Source organism: Ehrlichia ruminantium str. Welgevonden, from assembly GCF_000026005.1.
Classification (GTDB): domain Bacteria; phylum Pseudomonadota; class Alphaproteobacteria; order Rickettsiales; family Anaplasmataceae; genus Ehrlichia; species Ehrlichia ruminantium.
The window spans coordinates 159,118-181,426 of record NC_005295.2; the positions used below are offsets into that span (position 1 = coordinate 159,118).

Here is a 22,309-nt window from a genome sequence, read left to right on the forward strand (position 1 = left end):
TATAGATTATCTATATTGTTATAATTAGTATAAATAGGAAAAATTTATTCTTACTGTGATTTTATGTTTGCTAGATAGAAGTTGTATTAATAGAAGATAAATTAATATTTTTGCCAAAAAAGTTTGCTATGAGATTGATAATGTTTTTATGTAGATCAAAATTATCAATCCTAATTATTGATAAAAAGCTATTTTGTGTATATGTTTATTGTGGAAGTATATATGTGCTTAAACACATATATGTGAGACAATTATTTTATAAATTGATAAATTTTACTTACGGTAACAATAGTATTTATTAGTGGTAAAAGAAGTAATAATTATATCATATGTATTATGTACATTGAACTACTTAGTTAGTTATTAATACTTCAATAAGTATGTGATAATGATCTTTTCGTATTGTTTGTAGTGATTATAATATGTTGTTATAGAATTCTGTATTTTAATAACGATAGTTTAATCTCAAAAAGGTATATTTCTTTCTGGTGATAATGTATATTAACTAGAGATATCTGTATATTTTATTAGGTCTTTGACTTTATTTTTAAATATAGATTTGTCATTTTCGAATAGTAATGAAATATGTTCTATAATGTTTGATATAGTGTTATTTACAGCATTAAGATTATTAAATTGTGATAAAACATGGTACGATAAGTCATAACCGTTACTTGGATGTCCTATACCAAATCTAATTCTCCAATAGTCTCTTCCAAGTAGTGTATCTATTGATTTTAATCCATTATGTCCAGCATTACCTCCACCTTTTTTTATTCTTATGGTACAAAAGTCTATATCAGTTTCATCGTGAAATACAATAATGTTATCTAATGGAATTTTATACAGTTTTACTATACTTGAAATAGGTGTGCCTGAATTATTCATAAATGTATAAGGTTTAGCAAGAATAACCTTGTGAGACCGTATACTACCACTTGATATTAATGCATTATGTTTTTTTTTGAAATCAGGAAAAAGAAAATGATGCATTATTGCATCTATAATCATAAACCCAACATTATGACGCGTTAACTCATACTCTTTGCCAGGATTTCCTAAACCTACTAATAAATGCAGCATGGAAAAACTGATAATAAAAAAACTATTAATCTTCTGATGTTGTGGTACCTGAAGATTCTCCTCCACTAGTATCTTGGTCAGAACTTGTACCAGAGATAGTTACTAATGTTGGATTATGTTCTTTCATTACAACAGTCACCTCAGAAGGAAGGTTTAAATCACTTACGTGTATAGAATGTCCTATAGTTAGATTGGCTAAATCTACTTCTATACTTTGCAATATAGCATTAGGTAAACATTTGATGTGTAATGTACGATGCAGAATATTTAATACTCCTCCTTTCTTAACACCTACGCATCTTTGTTCGTTAACAAATACTAATGGTACCTCTATTTTTATTTCTGTTCCGTGATCGATAAACTGAAAATCAACATGTTGTATTCTATCAGTTACTGGATGTTTTTGTATATCACGCATCAGAACGTATTCTTTCTTTTCACCTATTTCTAACTCAATTAAATGGGTTGACAGTGCAGCAGACCTATATTTGCTTAAGAATTCCCTGTCAGACAAATATATACTTAGTGGACTGCGATGTTTTCCGTAGACTACTGCTGGTATTGCACCATTACGCCTTAAAGTACGAGAAGGACCAGTTCCTACACTATTCCTTAGTTCTGCATTCATTTTTACTATAGTTTGATCTGTCATTAAACGCCCTTTGAAAATTTTCCCTGATTGCATCTCCTGAATCTTATATTCTTACCATATTAAGATTAGATTGCAATATAAAATTTTAGGTATCAACTTCTTCACGTGTCATAGATAAGATCATGTTTTATTTACAATGATGTGATAGAAAATTTAGATAGTTAATATACCTATTTGTGAAATAATAAGTGAAAATTATATATATTTGGTTTACATTAAAAAATATTGCTTAGATTATAATAAATGTAAGAGTCTGTTTTCTATTATAGATAAATATGTTTTTTTTTGCAAATGGCGTAGTAGAAAGTTTAAATAGTTAATATACCTAATTTACGAAAGTAATAAGTGAAAATTATATATATTTGGTTTACGTTAAAAAATATTGCTTAGATTGTAATAAATGTAATGATCTGTTTCCTATTATAGATAAGATATGTTTTTTTGCAAATGGCATAGTAGAAAGTTTAAATAGTTAATATACCTAATTTACGAAAGTAATAAGTGAAAATTATATATATTTGGTTTACATTAAAAAATATTACTTAGATTGTAAAAAATGTAAGAGTCTGTTTCCTATTATAGATAAGATATGTTTTTTTGCAAATGGCGTAGTAGAAAGTTTAAATAGTTAATATACCTAATTTACGAAAGTAATAAGTGAAAATTATATATATTTGGTTTACATTAAAAAATATTACTTAGATTGTAAAAAATGTAAGAGTCTGTTTCTTGTTATAGATAAATATGTTTTTTTTTGCAAATGGCGTAGTAAAAAGTTTAAATAGTTAATATACCTAATTTACGAAAGTAATAAGTGAAAATTATATATATTTGGTTTACATTAAAAAATATTGCTGAGATTGTAATAAATGTAAGAGTGTGTTTCCTGTTATAGATAAATATGTTTTTTTCTGCAAATGGCGTAGTAAAAAGTTTAAATGACTAATATACCTATTTATAAACTAAAAATAGTCACCACAAATTTATTTATACTATCAGGACTATTAAGGAAAATTATAGATGATTTATATTTATTGTATTTGACAAGCTTAATTAAATAATATGATACCTGATATAAGTAAGATAGTTTATATTATTACCTGTAATAATGGTAGTAGTAGTTAGTCTATATCTATTGATGATTTTATTCCATAAATAGTGTTTTCAGTATTTAAGTTAGGAAATCTATGTATCATACATTAAAAATATCTTTCTATAGATGTAGTATTTATTATGCTTTCATTTATATGTTATATGAAGAACAATCTAGTATTATTATTGACAGTAAGAAATATTTTTAATCTATAATTTCATTATTAATAGAGATGTTTAATAGTGATTTTTAGATTGAATCATGTAAATTATCAAAACATAGTATGTTGTTACTTTATAGATACCTCACTACTACTTATTCTGTACACTTTTGTGACTATATACTATAGGCAAATATATTACTCATGTTATTAATTTATCCAGATACTGAAAATGAAGTAGTAATTGTTTATAACATTATATTGTGAAAAATATTGCTTATAATAACTATGAGATGCATATATACAATTAAAACTTACATAAAAGTCAAAATGTTTTTTTCTGCTTATATACATGATGTACCAGAAGTTTAGGAGAAGAGCTTATCAACTAGTTTATTGGAAGTGTTATTGATAGTTACAATTTTGTTTATATCTTGGTAATTTTTAGTAGGAAGACTATTTAATAGTAACGCAATTTTGTTGAGTTTGCTTGACTTATTGTATCCATCTTTGATAGATATTAAAATTTGAATCTTATCGTGCATTTTGTATTTTAAGAATTTGTTGTATGTAGGATTATAGATTTTTTTGAATTTTGTGCTGCTTAATTGTGACTATGTTGAATTGTATTTTTTTGTATAGCTTCTGATTCTGATATCAAGTGTAATTTAAATTATCAAAGGATAAGGTATCTGATTAGAGAGTTGTATTAATAAATAGCTTGCTTATTTAATGTTACATTTGATAATTTATTTGTTGTTATACTATTTTCTGGAATCTGTAAGGTGATAATTGTAGTGTAAAGTTTTAGGGTAGGTTATTTATTGTAATATCATTTTTTTTAATGATGAAATTTATTTATAGAAAATTTTTGTAAATTTGATGAGTATTTTTAGATAGATATGTATAGTGCTATTTTATAATGTTCTGCCTAATGTAATAACTCGTATTTCTTTTGCTCCTGATTCGATAAGTTTTTGAGAGCATGTTCTAACTGTAATGCCGGTTGTAACCACATCATCTACAAGTAATATTGTTTTATTATAAATCCTGTGTTGGTTTTTTATTATAAAAGATTGCATTATGTTTTCCTTTCTCATTTTACTAGATAGACTGTATTGTGGTATTGTATTTATAATTCTTACTAGTACGGAAATTTCTAAAGGTATGTTGCAATATTTACTTAAAGCTCTGGCAAGTAATGTAGCTTGATTATATTTTCTTTGGCGTAACCTTTTTTTATGTATTGGTACTGGTATAATAGTAGTTACATTGTTAAATAAAGATGGGTTTTTATTATACATCCACTTTGCATAAGTTTTAATGTGTAATGTGTTATCAAAAAACTTAAAGTTTAAAATTATATTTTTACTATACTTATCGTATGAAAATATAGATTCTAATTTTGTGAACATTGGTTTATTAGCTATACATTTTCCACATATTGATATCCCTTCTGAAAGCTTGAAACCACAAGAGATACAATAGTTTCCATGTAGAAAGTCTATGTTATTACTGCATATGCTACATAAATCACAACATTCAGGGATAATACACTCACAGCCTGCACATGTTTTAGGGAAAATATGATTTATAATTTTACTAAACACTTATGTTGTTGATAAATTAAAGAATTGCTTAATGAATTCTGTATATATATCAGCTAACTGATAAATTTCTTTTACAGGCACATGCTCGTCAATTTTATGTGCTGTTTCATTCTTTAAGCCAAATTCAATTACAGGACAAACATTTTTTATAAATCTTGAATCTGAAACACCACCAGATGTACTTGCTATTGCATCTTGTCCTGTTACTTTTTTTATAGCTGAAGATAACATATCAGAATATTGATTAGGCTGATTAAAAAATGGTTCACCACTTACTGACTGTAGTAATTGATATTTTGGTGTTACTTGAGCACAAATATTATTAATAATGTCAAATAGTGATTCAGCGGTATGTATATTATTATACCTGATATTAATGTGTGCAACTATTGTATCTGGAATTACATTTTTTGATGTATTTCCAGTGTCAACTGATACAATTTCACAATTTGATGGTTGAAAATACTCATTTCCAGTATCAAATGTTGTATTACATATTTTATAAAGAATGCTCACCATATTATCTATTGGATTTTCTGCAAAATGTGGATATGCAACATGTCCCTGTATGCCATTGCATATTATTTTAAAGTGTACAGAACCTCTACGGCCTACTTTTATTGTGTCTCCAAGGAACGACTTGCTAGTTGGTTCTCCAATTATACAGTAATCTATTTTATGATTATTTTCATTTAACCATTTTAATACTGATGGTGTACCATATTGAAAATGGTCTCCTTCTTCATCTCCAGAAATCAGGAAACTAATGGAACCTGGAACTTCATTGAAATTTATCCTAGATACTGCTGCTATAAATGCACATATTGCTGATTTCATATCAACAGCACCACGGCCATATAAGATATCATCTTCTATATGACCAGAAAAAGGATCAAATTTCCATTTTGTTAAATCCCCAGTTTTTACTACATCTGTATGTCCAGCAAAACATAGGTTTGGACCTTCTTCTGTTCCTCGGTATGCGTACAAGTTACGTACTGTAACCGTATCATCACCAAAATCTAGAATATGACATGTAAAACCATATTGTGATAATATATCTGATAGAAAACTTATTGCACCATTATCTGTTGGTGTAATACTAGGGAATGATATTAATTCTTGTGATAATGTAACTGGATCAATAACCATAGGTAATAATAAAATATAATATTAATAATTTACTATGGTATAATTTCTAATGGTTGTCAAGATTGGTAATGTAGTACAATTATAATGAATTTAGATGAAATAAAAATTGTTATATTACTAAATTTTATATTTTATTGGTGATAACATGATGTATTTATTTCTTGAATATGTAGTCACGTTTTGCTAAGAGAATTAGTTTAATAATATTTAGTTATTAAGTAAATTGGGTAGTTTGCTAAATCCAGTATTTCAACATAACCAATGGATTGTTATTAATAACCATGTAATGTTTTGTTTGAAATAGATGTTCTAGTAATTCTGGACTATGTAATATCATTATGGCCTTTATATAACTTAATATGCAGGTTTCTTATATAAAAAAACTACATTATCTCAATGTATTCATATAATGTTTCTAAAAAGTACAAAGTGTTTATGACAATTGAATAAAAAGGTAATACTCAATAATGTATAAGTTATTTGTTAATTTTTATACAGCATATTTTGTACATGTATATTATTCAAAATCAAGTGATTATAATTGTCGAGGTTGATACTTACTGTTTTTGTAGTGAGTTAGAATTATAAAAAGTTGTATGACTTAATAATGACAGAATTTTATTGATGTGTGTAGTAAAAGAATTTCTATCTTAATATAATCAGTCTAGTAATATTCAATGGTAATAATAATTTTCTAAGTGTTGTTGAGTTTATCATGTTATTATTTAAACAACCAATATTCTGATAGTAAATTTAGGTTTTGTGTACACCATTATTACATTTTAAGAATCTAGTAGTAATTAAATTTTAAGACTTAATAGTGAATGAATCAATAAATATAACTATGGTCAGTAGATTATTATCAGATTTTTTTATATTTTATAAGACATGATTACTTTATTAAACTTCTTGTATTACTGTCATAATTGATCTCAGAATAATGTATTTAATAAATCATATGGGTTTTATACTGTTGAATTGAGTTTATTATTAGACAAGAATTTATGCATAATAAATGTTGAAAATAAAGAATTTCTATTACTTCATTTAACAATAACAACTTACTGAATTTATGGTGCTAAAGTGTCATTTTATCACGATCAGATTATTATTGAAAATCAATATTCTGATGATGGATTTGGAGCTTATGTAAATTGCTGTTACCTTTAATAGAACTTATTTAGTAATTAATGTTAGAAACACATATTGGCTTTGAGTTATAGAATGATATAAATAACTATCTTAAATAAATTATTTTTGTTTTTATTACAGCATACTTTATGTTATTGGAATTATTATATCAGTATTGTTAAAATAAATTTTCTTACATACTCTTAAACCATATTGATTTGATCAGTACACTCTATAGTAAAATTACACTGTTATATTTGTTTTATTGGTAAATTTTATTTATCATCAATATTTAAATGTGTTATAGAAATTATGATATCAGTATTGTTAAAATAAGTCTTCTTATACCCTGTTAAACTATGCTAATTTTATTAGCACATTCTGTAGTAAAATTACACGGTTATGTTTGTTTTATTGGTGGATTTTATTTATTATCATCAATATTTAAATGTGTTATAGAAATTATTATATCAGTATTGTTAAAATAAATTTTCTTACATACTCTTAAACCATATTAATTTGATTAGTACATTCTCTAGTAAAATTACACGGTTATGTTTGTTTTATTGGTGGATTTTATTTATTATCATCAATATTTAAATGTGTTATAGAAATTATGATATCAATATTGTTAAAGTAAATCTTCTTACAACACCTTGTAACTATGCTAATTAGCACATTCTGTAATAAAATTATAGGTTACATTTGTTTTATTAGAGGATTTTATTGTTATCAATATTCAAAACAGCAATACTTTTCTTTAATGTTAAATCAACTTATAACAATTATAAAAAATAGTTTACTCATTTGCTTCTTTGTTTTTTACTGCAGCGTAATTTACTGTTCTAAACCTGTCTTTTAGTAAAGAAATGGCATGATTGCTGAACCCAGTGTTGCTTAACGCTATTGCACCTAATTGTAATCCAACTTCATATGTTTCAGGAATTAAATAATGTGCACCAAGTTCTTTATATACTTCTGCATTATTTAAATCAGGTAACCTGACAATGATTATGATATTTGGGAAGCGTTGAGCAACTAAAGATATAATCTTTTTGATAGTGACCTCATTATTGATTGCTATGATTATCATTTTAGCTCGTGATATTGCCATAGACTCTAAAGTTGCTAATTTTGTTAAATCGCCAAGGTATACTGGAAAACCTGCATCTCTTCCATCTTTTACTGTTTTTGGTTGTATGTCAGATGCAATGTAATTTACATGTTCTGCTACTAGCACTTTAGCAACCATACGTCCTACTCTTCCAAATCCTACAACTATCACGTGTTGATCAAGGTCTTTTGTGTCTAAAGTAAGTTCTTGAGAATTGAGAGATATTTTCTTTTTTGTGATTAATTTTGCTATCCAATCACCAAGTGCTGCTAATGGTGGAGTAAAAGCCATTGTTACAGTTGTGATCATCATTAGAGTTTGTGCTAAATCACTTGGTAATACATTCTTTTCTGCTGCAAGGCCAAATAAGATAAAAGCAAATTCGCCGCCTTGTGAAAGTAATAATCCTGCTTGTATGGCTGCAGCTACGTGAAATTTGAAAAACCTACATAATATAAAAATGATGAGTGATTTTAATGTTATTAAAGAGAAAGAAATCAAACCTATTATTGGTAATTTATTTACTACAAACTTAATGTCAATTGACATTCCTACTGTCATAAAAAATAGGCCTAATAACAGCTTTTTAAATGGAAGTACTACTTGTTCTACGTCATGCCTGTATTCAGTTTCTGCAACAAGGAGTCCTGAAACAAATGCACCAAGTGCCATTGATAAGTTAAAATTTTCTGTAATAAATGCTGATCCTAAAACAATTAACAATGTGGTTGCTATAAAAATCTCACTACTTTTTATTGCTGCAATGGTGTTAAAAAGTGGCCTTAATAATAACCTACCTGTAATAAAAATTAAAGTCAACGCAACAGCTGCTTTTATAAAAGAGTATAATAATGATATAGGAATACTGTGATGGGATTCTCCACTTAGTAGCGGAAGAAGTACAATTAATGGGACTACTGCAAGGTCTTGTAATAGCAGGATAGCAATTGAAAGCCTTCCTACTTGTGTTGATTGGCAGCCTTTTTCTTGTAATACTTGTAGTACAATAGCTGTTGAGGATAATGCTAATGCTCCTCCGATTATTATAGATCCTTTGGAATCTATGCCAAACTTGTTTGCAATATACCATATGGCTAGTGTTGTAACTATAACTTGTAGTGTACCGAAACCAAATACATGCAGTCGCATTGCAATCAATCTTTCAAATGTCAACTCAATTCCTATTAAGAACAAGAGGAAAACCACTCCAAATTCACCTAAGTTCTGTATTATTACAGATGATTCTACTAAATTTAAGCCATGAGCACCGATAAGAGTTCCAGCAACGAAGTACCCTAATACAGGACTGATATTTAGTTTCCAGAATAGAACAACTATTAGTATAGCAGCTGAAAGAAGTGTAATTATATCCAATAAATACTTAGAATCATGCATAATAGATCTATAATTAAGAAGAAAAACTGTAATTTTTTGATTTCCATTTTATGGAGCACCCAATACTTGGTTTTTGATTTTCAGGTACCATACCTGTATCTGAAATAAACTTCATAGCATTAAATAAATCTCTATCTTCCTGCTTACTATTTACTTGATTCATTCCTGAGGCATCGAACCTTCCTCTGTAACATAGTTCTAATTTGTTATTGAATCCAAAAAAATCAGGTGTACATACAGCACCATAGCTTGAAGCTACTGTTTGGTCTTCGTCTATTAGATATGGAAAATTTATATTATGTTCCTGTGCAAACTTTATCATATTGTTATATGAATCTTCTGGATAAGATATAGTATCATTTGGCATGATTGCTACAGCGTACATATTATAAACACTTTTTAATGTATTTATATCATATACTAAATTTTTTATTATTGCTTTAACATATGGACAATGGTTACATATAAACATAATTAATAAACTAACACCTTTATGACAATTGCTAAGATTATACAACTTGCCATCTACAGATTTTAGTGAAAAATCTATTGCAGTGAACCCTTTTTTTATTGGAGGAGTATTAAGCGCTACCATTCTGTACCTCTTCAATCTTATCAAGTAACAAACTACTACCACAGTACTCTAATTCTAGAGCACAATGCATTAAAGTCAAATAATAAGTAACTACAAGAAAGGTTTCACTACTACCATAATTACTATAATTGTTATTAATAATGTTATTAATTCATTAATGAATTTAAAATATAGTACAGATTGTGTATTATTCTTTATTAAAAAATCTTTTCTATGTTTATATAGTATTGTGTAAATAATACACATTAATATGACACATGTAAGTTTTATTTTAAACCATATAAAATGATGGGCTCCTGTCATTATAGATAGAATTGCTCCAAATATTATACTGGACACCATTGCTGGAGTGGTTATATATAGGAGTAATTTTTTCTCCATAGTGTTAAAAATTATATAGCTATCAGAATCGTGTCCTACTTGCGCATGATATACATATAACCTAGGTAAATAAAGCATCCCTGCCATCCACATAATTACTGATATTATGTGAAATGCTTCTACCCAATGTTCATAATCTATCATTGTATAACCCACCTTATCTAACAAATATTTCATGAAATTATATAATAAAAACACCCATAAGTATAATTTTTTATTATCTAAATAATTAGTCTTTTGTAGAATTAACAGTTTTACTTTCAAGAATATACTGGTATTTAACTGTTTACAACTTATAAGAGAATGTGTTCTGATAAAACTTATAGGTTAAGTTATTATGAATATATACTAGATGTATATTTGCTATTGTTCGATAATTAATTTTTTATAAAAAATGTATTTTATTTATGGGAATGTGTACTAGAACACACGTTAATGTTAAACTGTTATAGTTAATAGGAATGTAGCTTTTAAATAAAACTGGTACTAGGTTTATTGGCTATGGATACTAAAAATATTGATAGAACAAAGTGTTACAACTAAGGTCTAGATTAGAGATTTTATCATGAGTGTTTGTAGTACCTGTAATGTAATTTACAGAGAAAGATTGATGTATAATACGTATAATCAATCCTAAAAAAGTTAAGCTAATGTTTCATTCACTAATCTGATATTTATGATAGTTGAATCAGTAAAATATTAATTATGTGATTACTGTAAATTAAGTATGTATCTAGTAATTTTTATAACAATTTGTATATAATTGTCTATATTGATTGTGAAGAACATACTGTAAGTTTATCCTGATCATTTATTAAATAGGATCAAGCATAATAGTTATTATAGAAAGTCATCTTGTAATAGTAATTGTGATATAAAATTTGTATTACAATGAAGTGTATATATGAAATCATGAGTATTGATTGTATAGTAATGTAATTGCAATGTGAGAATATTTATAGTGTAAATTATAAAAGCACTTTATTTGTGTTAATTGAGTATTGTTAAAAAATGTTTTTCAATTGTACATACTACAACAATAACCTGGTTATTAGATGTGATAAGATTTTTGTAATGATATTCAAATATGGGATTAATCTAGGAAGAATATGCATCGAGGGTTTTCTTCTGTAATTGTATGTTTATGTGCAGGATATTTACGGCAATATAGTGGGATATGTTTCCGTATTTCTATTGTGAAAGTAATAATGAATTGTACTTCATAATACTTGTTTTTATGTAATAAGAATATGGGCTTGGTAATTTTGTACTTAGTTTATCATCATACATCAATTAATGCTATATTAAGGTATTTGTCATTATATAGGAATAGTACTTTATTAATTTAATTTTCTTATTCAGTTTATAGTGATATATCAAAAATACTAGCATTCAGCTGATTAAATTTAAGGTTCCTATTTGTATATATAATAATCTCTTGATTGTACATTTATATATAAATCTTGATTAGTAGTAATGTGTATTTAGTTATCTGTATTACTGAATGTATAGAATCATGATCAATAATAATTATATGAGATTTTTTGTGGAAGGTTTTATATAATAAAAAAATTGGTAAAAGCTATGTTATTGTAGTATAAGAAAATGTCAAAAATCTGAAAAAGATATACATTTTCAATTTTCAAGAGATATCTTGACTAATGGTGAATGTACTAGTAGTTCTAGATCTTCTGGTACAGGTCATATTAGTGCTGGTGATGTACATTATGATGCAAATCCTTTATTAGTGTAAAGATGAAATTTATAGTAAAGGTATGTGTTTAGCATCTTATGTTAAAAGAAATATGTGTTATTTATAGGTGTCGTAATAATTAATTTTTTGTTTAGGTGATGAAATATTAACTGAAGTGATACTGATATTTATTTTATGTGCAGTATGACTTCTCAAGTAATAGTGTTACAACTTGATGAAAAATTACCCATATGAAATGTCTTTAGCTATGGGTAAGAAAGGCTGATAAATTTACATATGTTACAAGTGTATTGTAGCATTACTTATAATTACGAATACATAAAGTACGTGCTGCTTCTAATATATCTTGAATTTGTGGTAAGGCTAGTTTTTCAAGATTTGCTGCATAAGGTAGAGGAATATCTTTTGCTGTGATTCTGATCATTGGAGCATCTAAGTAATCAAAGGCATGCTCCATGGTTAATGCAGCAATCTCAGATCCTATACCAGAATATGGCCATCCTTCTTCTATACTGATGATTCTATTTGTCTTCTTTATGGAGTTTAATATTTGCTCTACGTCAAGGGGGCGTAAAGTTCTTAAATCTATAACTTCTGCATTTATACCTTCCTTTTCAAGAAGTTCAGCTGCTTCTAATGCAGACTTTACTTGTAGAGAAAATGCTGTGATTGTAATATCCGTACCTTCTTTAACAATAGCTGCTTTACCTATTTCTGATATATAATCTTTAGTTAATACTGCATCTGGTACTTCATGTGTATGTCCATATGTAATTTCATTTTCAAGAAATATAATGGGGTTTGGATCTCTGATTGCTGCTTTTAATAACCCCTTACAATCTGCTGCGAAATATGGTGCAATTACTTTCAATCCAGGGATGTGTGCATACCATGATGCATAGCATTGGGAATGTTGTGCACCCACTCTTGCTGCTGCTCCGTTTGGGCCTCTAAATACAATAGGACAGCTAAGTTGTCCACCAGACATATAGCTAGTTTTTGCTGCAGAGTTAATAATCTGATCAATTGCTTGCATAGCAAAGTTGAATGTCATAAACTCAACTATAGGTCTTAAACCAGAAAATGCAGCTCCTATTCCAATCCCTGCAAATCCATGTTCAGTTATAGGTGTATCTATAACTCTATCAGGACCAAATTGTTCAAGTAACCCCTGAGTTACCTTATATGCTCCTTGATATTCGCCTACTTCTTCTCCCATTATTAATACTGTATGGTCACGTTCCATTTCTTCACGTATTGCTGCACATAATGCTTCTCGTACGGTTAGATTTTTCATATTTAAGTACCTTACGGTTAATTTTGCTAATTATATGTAAGAAATATAAATACATGCAAATAGATTTGCATCATGTTTAATATTACTAAGGTATTGTTAATAATAGAATATTTAACTTAATTATTTATGGAATAATATTTTTTAGAACTTGAGTATTAAAATCTGTATAAGTCAAGAATATAGAATAGTCTAGTCGAATTTATCTTAATTACTTTAATTTACTAAAATGTGATAAATAAAGAAATGGAGTTGTAATAAAGAAACAGTGTTGTGCAGTTTCTATTGTGGGTATATATTTTAATTAATAAAATTTATGAAAATTTGTATTAATTATTCAAGCTGTAGTACAAGTAGTTTAGTTATATGGTGTGCTTAAGTATGATAATATAGTTAAAAATTACTACTAATATTTACATTATTTAATGTGTAATCAACAGAAGGTATAAGTTTTCTATCTGGATGAATGTGATTTATTTTTATGTATGCTTAACAATTGAAAAGACTTTATATAGAAATAATTTTACTGTAATTAATAAGGATAGATAAAGTATCTGCTTTTAGTGTCTGTAGTGTGAGAAGTTATATATTTAAAAGTGTGATACATATGTTAAAAATTCATATTCTTAATTGAGTGTATAAATTATGTAACATTTATGTGTGATGTTTATTTTTAGTAGTATGGGTTAGGTGGTACATTAAAAATGTAGGGTACATATAATTAGATATTTATATTTTAAATTTGAGAGTGAATAAATGTTAAGTAATGTATTAGCAACTTTATGAATAGTATAACTCTTAAGTCTGTATAGGTTATCAGTGGCATGCTTGAGAATGTGCATTACATTTGAAAATTCTTATTTTTTAATGTATGGAAACTAATACTAATGTAAGGTATTTTATTGTTTGTATATGTAAAATATTAGAATTGATATTCCTGTAATTTACTAAATAGGTATTTGTTTTTGTAATGTGTAAAAATCTGTATGTATAAATGATATTAAAACTTAAAAGTATATAAATAATAGTTGGAAAAGTTAGGAAATGTGACCATGTGATTGGCAACTAAAGTACTATCTGATATTAGTCTTTTATGACTAACTTATTATTTAATTTTTATTTTTAAATTTATTGCTTGATGAGAATTGTAGTATTGTTTACTGAGGGAAAAAATATAATCAAAGTGCCTTATAATTGGGAATTAATAAGATGTTTGTTTTGCTAATATAGCATTAGGTTAGTGTTTTTAATATTACAAGTAATATAAGTACATAAGCTTGTGATTATATTTTCTATATCTAAATCATAGTTTAATTAATGTATGGAGTAGAAATACTAATTGATAAATTTGCATTTTCAGTATTGGTAGATGGGCGAACTATACCAATATGGTTATATAATGTACTTCCTATTATTGCTATGGTAGTGAAACTAAATATACCACCAATAACAACTAAGTTAATTTTTGTAATATCTGGAATATGATTAAGTAATGTTTCTGCTATTGAGTAATATACGACAATGCTTATTATAGCTATTGTTACTATACAAGAAACAAAAACTTTATTTTTTTGTGTTTTACTACTTATTATATTGTGAATATGTTTTTGATAGTAACCTACTTTAGATCGTTTTCTACGATATGATGGTTGTGGTATATGTGTAATAGGTTCTGTAAATGTTGTACGTGAAGTTTTTGTATGTTGTATAGATAATTCGTCTTGAAGTGATTTGCTATCATGGATAACATGTTCTTCTGTTGACAATGGTATGCTAGAGTTAGATGCTGATGTGTGCTTTTCTATTATTATGGGATCTGTAGTATGTGTTTCAAGTAATGCTGCGCTGTCACTTAATAATGTTGTAATTTCTTGTGATATGTTATTTATTACTTGTGCTTGGATGCTTATATTGTATTTTTGCAAAACTTCCTGAGCTATGTTTTCAGGTGGTAATATGTTTTGTTCTAAAAATTTTCTAAATTGTGTTAATTTCTTATTCTGAAAGTATATACTTGATATTATTACTTTTATACTAGTATTAATGTCAACATCATATGAATAATGTGTTGTGTAATTATCTGCATCTTCTATAAATTCATCCTTTAATGAGAACTCAAGCGATAGTTTTATATTGTCTGAGTTGTGTAATATTATACAAAAATATATGTAATTATATAGTTGATTACAGGTAGTGATGTTGTCTAAGTCACCACAGAGTAATTGGTAAGTTACTGTGTACTGCGCAGCATTATAGTAATGTTGATACTGGAAAGCATTTTCTGTAAGGTTAGGGAGTTGTGATAATATTTGAGGATTAATCTTATATATTTCTATCCCTACTGCTTCAGATAATAAGCATGTTTCAGATATAGCTCTAAAAAAATGTTTCTTAATAGGTGTAGGTGTGTTAGTAGGTTGGCTTGGAAGTGATTTTATTATACCAAGTGCAACCTGGGGAGTTAGTGTTTGGTAAGTGGTATTAATATTGAATATGTTAAGATCAAAATGTCCTGTTCGATCTGCCAAATTGGTTATAAATAATTCTTTGTAAATCTTTAAAATATGATAAAAGCTTACTGCTGTTTTGGTTAATGGTTCGTTAGTTTCTAGGACTTTTTTTAGTTGTGTTGTGTAAATTTGATTTTTAAGTAGTACTTTACAGGATATATTTAAGGGAATATCACCTGCTATTGAACGTGTATTTAACAAAGATGATATAAATGTTTTTAATGTGTGTGTAAGTGGTGAGATAATGGTGACTAAAGGTAAAGACAATATCTGTAAGACTTTACTTGGATCAATGGTGATACTGTCTATGTCATTAAGACTTATTTTTAATTGTGTAATCCTATTTGATAATGCAAGTTCACTAGTGTATGGTGTATCATAATCAGAGAAAATAAAGTTCTGACAAATATGAAATTTTAAAAAAGTACATATGGCTTCAGTTATAGAGTCTATAGATATATCATTAGTATTATTGTAAGTTAATGTATAACATATAGTTGGCTCTGCTGCTTCAGTATCATGTGTTACAATATGTGTACATGTTGGTAAGATAGCTTTGCAGAAGTTGATAATAGCTGTGCTATCATCTAGGAGAGTGATGTGTTTGTTGTTACTGTCTAACATAGTGTATAGAATGGTTTAATTGCAATAAGTGCCCGAAAGAAGACTTGAACTTCCACAATATCTTATTTATTACTAACACCTGAAGCTAGCGCGTCTACCAAATTCCGCCATTCGGGCATATAATTGGTTGATCTACTGTCAATTGTACTGTAAAATGAGAACCTTGTCAAATTACCTATTATAACTTATGAATTCATCTGATATAGCAAGTATGTTTTTTACATGTAATCAAATAGACGAAAATCGCTTAAATAAAATTGTTACTGATTGTTTGCATATAGCTGATGGTGGGGAATTGTTTTTAGAGATGTGTGTTTCAGAAGCTTTGGGTTTTGAGGATACTATTCTTAAGTATGCAGATTTTAATTCATATCAAGGATTTGGATTAAGGTCTTTTTGTAATGAATTAACAGCTTTTGTATCTTCTTCTGAGATTACAGAACAAGCAATTGCTAAAGCTGCAGCATTAGTAAGGTCAATTAATAGTAATGGGAATAGCAGTACTGTTAGTTTAACTCCACCGAAACGACTTTTATATCCAAATATTAATCCTCTGCAAGATATGACATTTGATATTAAAGTTCAAATTTTACAGAAGGTTGATGCTTATTTACGTAGTAAAAGTCCATATATTAAACAAATTAAAACTTCTCTTAATGGCCAATGGCAAGTAGTACAACTTATATTACCTGATGGAAGTAAGGTAAATGATGTTAGACCTCTTGTTAAGTTTAATGTATGTGTTATTCTAGAAAAAAATGGAAGAAAAGAAAGTGGTGTTTCTGGTTATGGTGGTAGAGCGTCATATGAAGAATTTATTGGAGATAATAAATGGCAGGTAGTAGCTGATGAGGCATTGCGTCAAGCGTTAGTCAATTTAGAGTCTATTGATGCTCCTGCTGGTGAAATGACGGTTGTCTTAGGTCCTGGATGGCCTGGAGTTCTGTTACATGAAGCTGTAGGTCATGGATTAGAAGGAGATTTTAACAGGAAGAAAGTATCTGCTTTTTCCGATTCTATAGGAAAGAAAGTAGCAGCTAATGGAGTAACTGTTGTTGATGATGGAACTATGTTAGGATGTCGTGGATCTCTTAATATAGATGACGAAGGTGTACCTTCAGGTTATAATGTGTTGATAGAAAATGGGATTCTAGTTGGTTATATGCAGGATAAAATGAATGCTCATCTTATGGGTACTTCTTCTACTGGTAATGCTCGTAGACAAAGTTATCAAGATGTAGTTATGCCACGTATGACAAATACCTATATGTTGCCAGGAGAGTATGATCCAAATGAAATCATTGCTAGTGTGAAGAAAGGAATTTATGCTGTGAATTTTGCTGGTGGTCAGGTAGATATTACATCTGGTAAATTTGTTTTTTCAGCTTCTGAAAGCTACTTAATAGAAGATGGGAAAGTTACATCTCCTATTAAAGGTGCTACTATTATAGGTAATGGTCCTGATGTTCTTACTAAGGTATCAATGATTGGAAATGATTTAAAGCTTGATCCTGGAGTTGGCACTTGTTCTAAGAATGGGCAAGACGTACCTGTTGGTGTAGGTCAACCAACTCTTAAAATAGATAGTATTGTTGTTGGTGGAACTAAAATTTGACTTCAATGAAATATTGCAAGTAAATTGTACTTATAGTACGAGCATTTAAGCTGGAAAGAGTGTGTTAGTAGGTTTATGTTTTTGAGTTATAAAGACTGCTTAACATAGGAAGGGTGTATATGTATTTTTGGCTTATGTTGTTGATACTTCAGTAAAATATCATAGTTAGAAATTGCGTAAAACTTAATCCTCAAATTATCGCCTCTTCTAAGAAAGGAGCAACATATGCATATTGATTTTAATTAGCCAATTTTAAAATAGGATAATGTTGTTGGTATGATATTTAAATTAAAAAAAAATTATAAATTAGATTATATAAAAATATCAACTACAGTACATTGTTCTAATCAAGTTAAATTTTCAGTATTTGCAAGCTAATTAACATTAAATTGTTGAAATAGGTACTGTATTAATTAAATGATCAACCATTAAAAGTAATTAAAGTGGAATTCATTTCATTTAATAAAATATTGTTGTTGGGTAATAGATCAGAGATATTTAAGTGGTGTATGATAAATAATTTTATAGATAACCAATTGGTAACTTAATTACTATGTCTGAAGTGTATTATGTCACCATCTTGTACTATATAATCTCTGCCTTCAAATCTGACTTTTCCAGCTTCTTTACATTTTGCCTCTCCGTTATATTTAATATAATCATCAAAGCTAATTAACTCTGCTTTTATAAAGCCTTTTTCAAAGTCGGTATGAATTACTCCAGCTGCAGTACTTGCTGTGGATAACCTTTTTATAGGCCAAGCACGTGCTTCTTGTGGTCCTAGTGTAAAGAAAGTAATCATGTCAAGTAATTCATACATAGTCTTTACTACTGATGTTGTACCTGCCTCTTTTAGGTTAAACTCAGCTAAAAAGGATAGTTTTTCTTCTTCTGTATCTAAGCTTGCAACGTCTGCTTCTAATTTAGCTGATATGCAACAGAATTTGTTATTGTTATTTTTTGCCATTATCTTTACTTTTTCTGATAGAGTGTTTCCACTTATAACATTTGATTCTTCTACATTGCACACATACATCATAGGTTTTGTAGTGATGAGATTCAATTGTTTTAATTCATTATTATCTATATGTTGTGCATTTTTTGCTAAATTTCCAGCTTCTAGAATACTAAGTACTTCTAACATATTATCTAGCTTTTTTTTGGGTTCTTTATTCGCTTTTACTGCTTTTTCCATAGTAATTAGACGACGTTTTAAACTCTCAATATCTGCTAAAATGAGTTCCATTTCTACAATTTCTGCATCACCTATTGGATCTATAGATTGATTTACATGACTAATATTTTGATCACTAAAACAACGTAGTACATGAATAATGGCATCTACTTCTCTTATGTGACTTAAAAATTTGTTACCTAACCCTTCACCATTGCTTGCTCCGCTGACTAATCCTGCAATATCAACGCATTCAACCTGATTATATATGATTTTTTTGGATGATGCCATTTGTGCTAAGGTCTTCAATCTATCATCTTTTACTAGTGCTTTACCTATATTAGGTTCTATTGTACAAAATGGATAATTTGCAACTTCTGCTACTGTAGTACATGTTAATGCATTAAATAAAGTTGATTTTCCTACATTAGGCAGACCAACAATTCCGCAATTTAATCCCATAGTGATAGTTAAATGAATTATAAAATGAAGATTGTATCATTAATCATTTAGCAATGGTACTGATAAATTACAAGGTATGAAAATTACTTATAACAGGTAAAATGTCGAATACTATTCGGCTATTTTTTAATATAAATTGCAATTTATATTGGATCACAATTGTTTTAATGGTGTAATATATGTTGGTGTTAAGTAGAAATTATTCATTTTATGTTCTGAATAGAATAAAAAAGGTCTATTGTTCAAGTCTTCAGTCAGTTAATTATTAATATAGTTTTTTAGTACCTTATATTAGGTTCATTAGTGAGTAAATTATTTGAAGAATGTAACATTAATATTGTTGACTGCAAAAATTATTCATTTTATGTTCTGAACAGAATAAAAAAGGTCTATTATTCAAGTCTTCAGTCAGTTAATTATTAATATAGTTTTTTAGTACCTTGTGTTAGGTTCATTAGTAAGTAAATTATTTGAAGGATGTAACATTAATATTGTTGACTGCAGAAATTATTCATTTTATGTTCTGGATAGAGTAAAAAAGGTCTATTGTTCAAGTCTTTAGTCAGTTAATTATTAATATAGTTTTTTAGTACCTTATATTAGGTTCATTAGTGAGTAAATTATTTGAAGAATGTAACATTAATATTGTTGACTGCAGAAATTATTCATTTTATGTTCTGAATAGAATAAAAAAGGTCTATTATTCAAGTCTTCAGTCAGTTAATTATTAATATAGTTTTTTAGTACCTTATATTAGGTTCATTAGTGAGTAAATTATTTGAAGAATGTAACATTAATATTGTTGACTGCAAAAATTATTCATTTTATGTCCTGAATAGAATAAAAAAGGTCTATTGTTTAAGTCTTCAGTCAGTTAATTATTAGTATAGTTTTTTAGTACCTTGTGTTAGGTTCATTAGTAAGTAAATTATTTAAGGATGTAACATTAATATTGTTGACTGCATAAAACTATTGCTTGTGCAGCTATTCCTTCATTTCTACCAATGGCTCCTAGTTTTTCTGTGGTTGTAGCTTTAATGTTAATAAATGATGGATCTATACTTGTAAATTGAGCAATATAATGTTGCATTTCTAGTGCATAAGGCATTATTTTTGGTTGTTCACATATAATTATAATATCTGCATTTGAGATGATATATCCTCTTTCTTGTGCTTTCTTTTGTGCCTCTATTACAAAATGACTAGATTCTGCATTTTTCCACTTTTTATCTGTATTAGGAAAGTGTTGTCCTATGCTTCCACATCCTACTGCTCCTAGTATTGCATCTGCTAGAGCATGTAATCCTACATCTCCATCTGAATGCGCTATAATTTTTTTGTGATAATTAATTTTTATCCCACATATTGTGATAGATGTATTACTATCGTCATTATTTATATTATCAAATCTATGTACATCATACCCTATTCCAATTCTAAACATTGGTATGTTTGTGTGTTTACTCATAAAGCATTTATATATTGGTGACATTGGCAACACTTATATAAGTTTTTATCATATGATATTTTAAATAAATAGAAAACATTTTGTTTATATACCTTAAAGTTATCTGTCTCTATACATTTTAATTAAATAATGTTGTTGATGTACTTATATTGATTTTATGATATTTGATTGGTAGTTCTATTATGTGAAAACTAACTGTACAAAAATAGCAAAATTATCCCTTATAATTTTTAATATATGATGTTATTTAATTATAGAAAGTTATCTAGTATTCGATATTACCCTAGTTTGGGATACTCTGTTAACATATGGGTTTTTGTAAATATGATGAAGATTGCATTTTAAATTTTTTGTAGTGTAAAAAGTGTTATCTAAAATAACATGAATGTAATGAACTAAACAATATTAAGATATATTGAATATACATTGTTTTGTAAGCTTATATTTATTATCTTAATTACGACATATAGATCTTAAAAAAGATAAATAACTCAGCCAAAATTTTATTTGTATACCAAGCTATAGAAATTGTGGTAATGGATAAAATATTTGTTATCAATTATTAAAATTTCAACACGGTGAGAACAGAAAAAAGAATTATTTCTTTAAAAATTACAGACCATCATGATAGAAAGTTTCAACTAAGATGCTTTAGTGACTGTTCATGCTACTTACAGTGGAAAACAACAGCAACTGAATGTAATGATGGTGATTGTTGAATAATTATGTTTGAGTGAAAGTGTAAGCATGTGAATTCTTTTTTTTTTTTTTTTTTGAGATTAAGTTGTGGGGGATATCTTCATTAGATAAAAATATTATGTACCTGGTTTAATATACTGTTAATATTTTTAGGTTTTGTATATTTTATTTAGTATAATTTGTTAATATAAATCTATGTGAAAAACAATTACAGTTTATGCAATATTATTTTGCACATTTCTATAATTTGTGGTGAATGATTGTAGGATTTATTATAAAGGTGCTAAACTTACTAAGAAATATTATTATATATATTTAATCTTTTGCTGTTAAAAGTTGAAAGTTAATGATTTTAATAGCGATTCTTGGGTGATTATGATGTC

At 27.7% G+C, this 22,309-nt stretch carries 14 protein-coding genes and 1 tRNA gene; 2 read left to right on the forward strand and 13 right to left on the reverse strand.

Annotated elements, in window-relative coordinates; all coding sequences use genetic code 11:
* Positions 1-501: 501 nt before the first annotated feature.
* The 11 genes from pth to ERUM_RS00560 all read right to left on the reverse strand — a co-directional run bounded on the left by pth (position 502) and on the right by ERUM_RS00560 (position 16,625).
* Complete coding sequence (gene pth / locus ERUM_RS00515) at positions 502-1,083, reverse strand: aminoacyl-tRNA hydrolase (RefSeq protein ID WP_011154775.1); 582 nt, start codon at positions 1,081-1,083, stop codon at positions 502-504.
* A 25-nt stretch (positions 1,084-1,108) separates the two neighbouring features.
* On the reverse strand, positions 1,109-1,735 hold the full coding sequence (locus ERUM_RS00520) for a 50S ribosomal protein L25/general stress protein Ctc (protein WP_011154776.1): 627 nt from the start codon (positions 1,733-1,735) through the stop codon (positions 1,109-1,111).
* 1,621 nt (positions 1,736-3,356) lie between these two features.
* Positions 3,357-3,533 (reverse strand): hypothetical protein, encoded by a 177-nt coding sequence (locus ERUM_RS05140; RefSeq protein WP_162009506.1) that lies wholly within the window; start codon positions 3,531-3,533, stop codon positions 3,357-3,359.
* A gap of 372 nt (positions 3,534-3,905) precedes the next feature.
* Positions 3,906-4,598, reverse strand: coding sequence for a ComF family protein (locus ERUM_RS00525; RefSeq protein WP_011154777.1), 693 nt, complete (start codon positions 4,596-4,598; stop codon positions 3,906-3,908).
* Entirely contained in the window at positions 4,599-5,750 is a 1,152-nt protein-coding gene (gene dapE, locus ERUM_RS00530) for a succinyl-diaminopimelate desuccinylase (RefSeq protein ID WP_011154778.1), read from the reverse strand.
* 1,930 nt (positions 5,751-7,680) lie between these two features.
* On the reverse strand, positions 7,681-9,390 hold the full coding sequence (locus ERUM_RS00535) for a monovalent cation:proton antiporter-2 (CPA2) family protein (protein ID WP_011154779.1): 1,710 nt from the start codon (positions 9,388-9,390) through the stop codon (positions 7,681-7,683).
* A gap of 13 nt (positions 9,391-9,403) precedes the next feature.
* Positions 9,404-9,985: a thioredoxin family protein gene (locus tag ERUM_RS00540; RefSeq protein WP_011154780.1), complete on the reverse strand. Its 582-nt coding sequence runs from the start codon at positions 9,983-9,985 to the stop codon at positions 9,404-9,406.
* 90 nt (positions 9,986-10,075) lie between these two features.
* Positions 10,076-10,510, reverse strand: coding sequence for a CopD family protein (locus tag ERUM_RS00545; protein ID WP_044148706.1), 435 nt, complete (start codon positions 10,508-10,510; stop codon positions 10,076-10,078).
* A 1,868-nt stretch (positions 10,511-12,378) separates the two neighbouring features.
* Positions 12,379-13,377 carry a pyruvate dehydrogenase complex E1 component subunit beta gene (locus tag ERUM_RS00550; protein ID WP_011154782.1) on the reverse strand — a complete coding sequence of 333 codons (999 nt, stop codon included), beginning with the start codon at positions 13,375-13,377 and terminating at the stop codon, positions 12,379-12,381.
* A gap of 1,307 nt (positions 13,378-14,684) precedes the next feature.
* Complete coding sequence (locus ERUM_RS00555) at positions 14,685-16,508, reverse strand: hypothetical protein (RefSeq protein ID WP_011154783.1); 1,824 nt, start codon at positions 16,506-16,508, stop codon at positions 14,685-14,687.
* Between the two features lie 29 nt (positions 16,509-16,537).
* A tRNA-Leu gene (locus ERUM_RS00560) sits at positions 16,538-16,625 on the reverse strand.
* A gap of 70 nt (positions 16,626-16,695) precedes the next feature.
* Here ERUM_RS00560 and tldD point away from each other — a divergent pair.
* Positions 16,696-18,123: a metalloprotease TldD gene (tldD, locus tag ERUM_RS00565; protein WP_011154784.1), complete on the forward strand. Its 1,428-nt coding sequence runs from the start codon at positions 16,696-16,698 to the stop codon at positions 18,121-18,123.
* Positions 18,124-18,667: 544 nt separating this feature from the next.
* On the opposite strand, the gene ychF is transcribed toward tldD, so the two are convergent.
* Together ychF and ispF are read right to left on the reverse strand one after the other, a co-directional pair.
* Positions 18,668-19,759 (reverse strand): redox-regulated ATPase YchF, encoded by a 1,092-nt coding sequence (gene ychF / locus ERUM_RS00570; RefSeq protein ID WP_011154785.1) that lies wholly within the window; start codon positions 19,757-19,759, stop codon positions 18,668-18,670.
* A 946-nt stretch (positions 19,760-20,705) separates the two neighbouring features.
* Complete coding sequence (gene ispF / locus ERUM_RS00575; protein ID WP_011154786.1) at positions 20,706-21,227, reverse strand: 2-C-methyl-D-erythritol 2,4-cyclodiphosphate synthase; 522 nt, start codon at positions 21,225-21,227, stop codon at positions 20,706-20,708.
* A 578-nt stretch (positions 21,228-21,805) separates the two neighbouring features.
* Between ispF and ERUM_RS05045 the strand changes: the two genes are divergently transcribed.
* Entirely contained in the window at positions 21,806-21,946 is a 141-nt protein-coding gene (locus ERUM_RS05045) for a hypothetical protein (RefSeq protein WP_157858264.1), read from the forward strand.
* The last annotated feature ends 363 nt before the right edge of the window (positions 21,947-22,309 follow it).

Bases quoted from the DNA above. Each gene is read 5' to 3' on its own strand.
- pth (WP_011154775.1), bottom strand. From the start codon at position 1,083: ATGCTGCATTTATTAGTAGGTTTAGGAAATCCTGGCAAAGAGTATGAG.
- ERUM_RS00520 (WP_011154776.1), bottom strand. From the start codon at position 1,735: ATGACAGATCAAACTATAGTAAAAATGAATGCAGAACTAAGGAATAGT.
- ERUM_RS05140 (WP_162009506.1), bottom strand. From the start codon at position 3,533: ATGCACGATAAGATTCAAATTTTAATATCTATCAAAGATGGATACAAT.
- dapE (WP_011154778.1), bottom strand. From the start codon at position 5,750: ATGGTTATTGATCCAGTTACATTATCACAAGAATTAATATCATTCCCT.
- ERUM_RS00535 (WP_011154779.1), bottom strand. From the start codon at position 9,390: ATGCATGATTCTAAGTATTTATTGGATATAATTACACTTCTTTCAGCT.
- ERUM_RS00540 (WP_011154780.1), bottom strand. From the start codon at position 9,985: ATGGTAGCGCTTAATACTCCTCCAATAAAAAAAGGGTTCACTGCAATA.
- ERUM_RS00545 (WP_044148706.1), bottom strand. From the start codon at position 10,510: ATGATAGATTATGAACATTGGGTAGAAGCATTTCACATAATATCAGTA.
- ERUM_RS00550 (WP_011154782.1), bottom strand. From the start codon at position 13,377: ATGAAAAATCTAACCGTACGAGAAGCATTATGTGCAGCAATACGTGAA.
- ERUM_RS00555 (WP_011154783.1), bottom strand. From the start codon at position 16,508: ATGTTAGACAGTAACAACAAACACATCACTCTCCTAGATGATAGCACA.
- tldD (WP_011154784.1), top strand. From the start codon at position 16,696: ATGAATTCATCTGATATAGCAAGTATGTTTTTTACATGTAATCAAATA.
- ychF (WP_011154785.1), bottom strand. From the start codon at position 19,759: ATGGGATTAAATTGCGGAATTGTTGGTCTGCCTAATGTAGGAAAATCA.
- ispF (WP_011154786.1), bottom strand. From the start codon at position 21,227: ATGAGTAAACACACAAACATACCAATGTTTAGAATTGGAATAGGGTAT.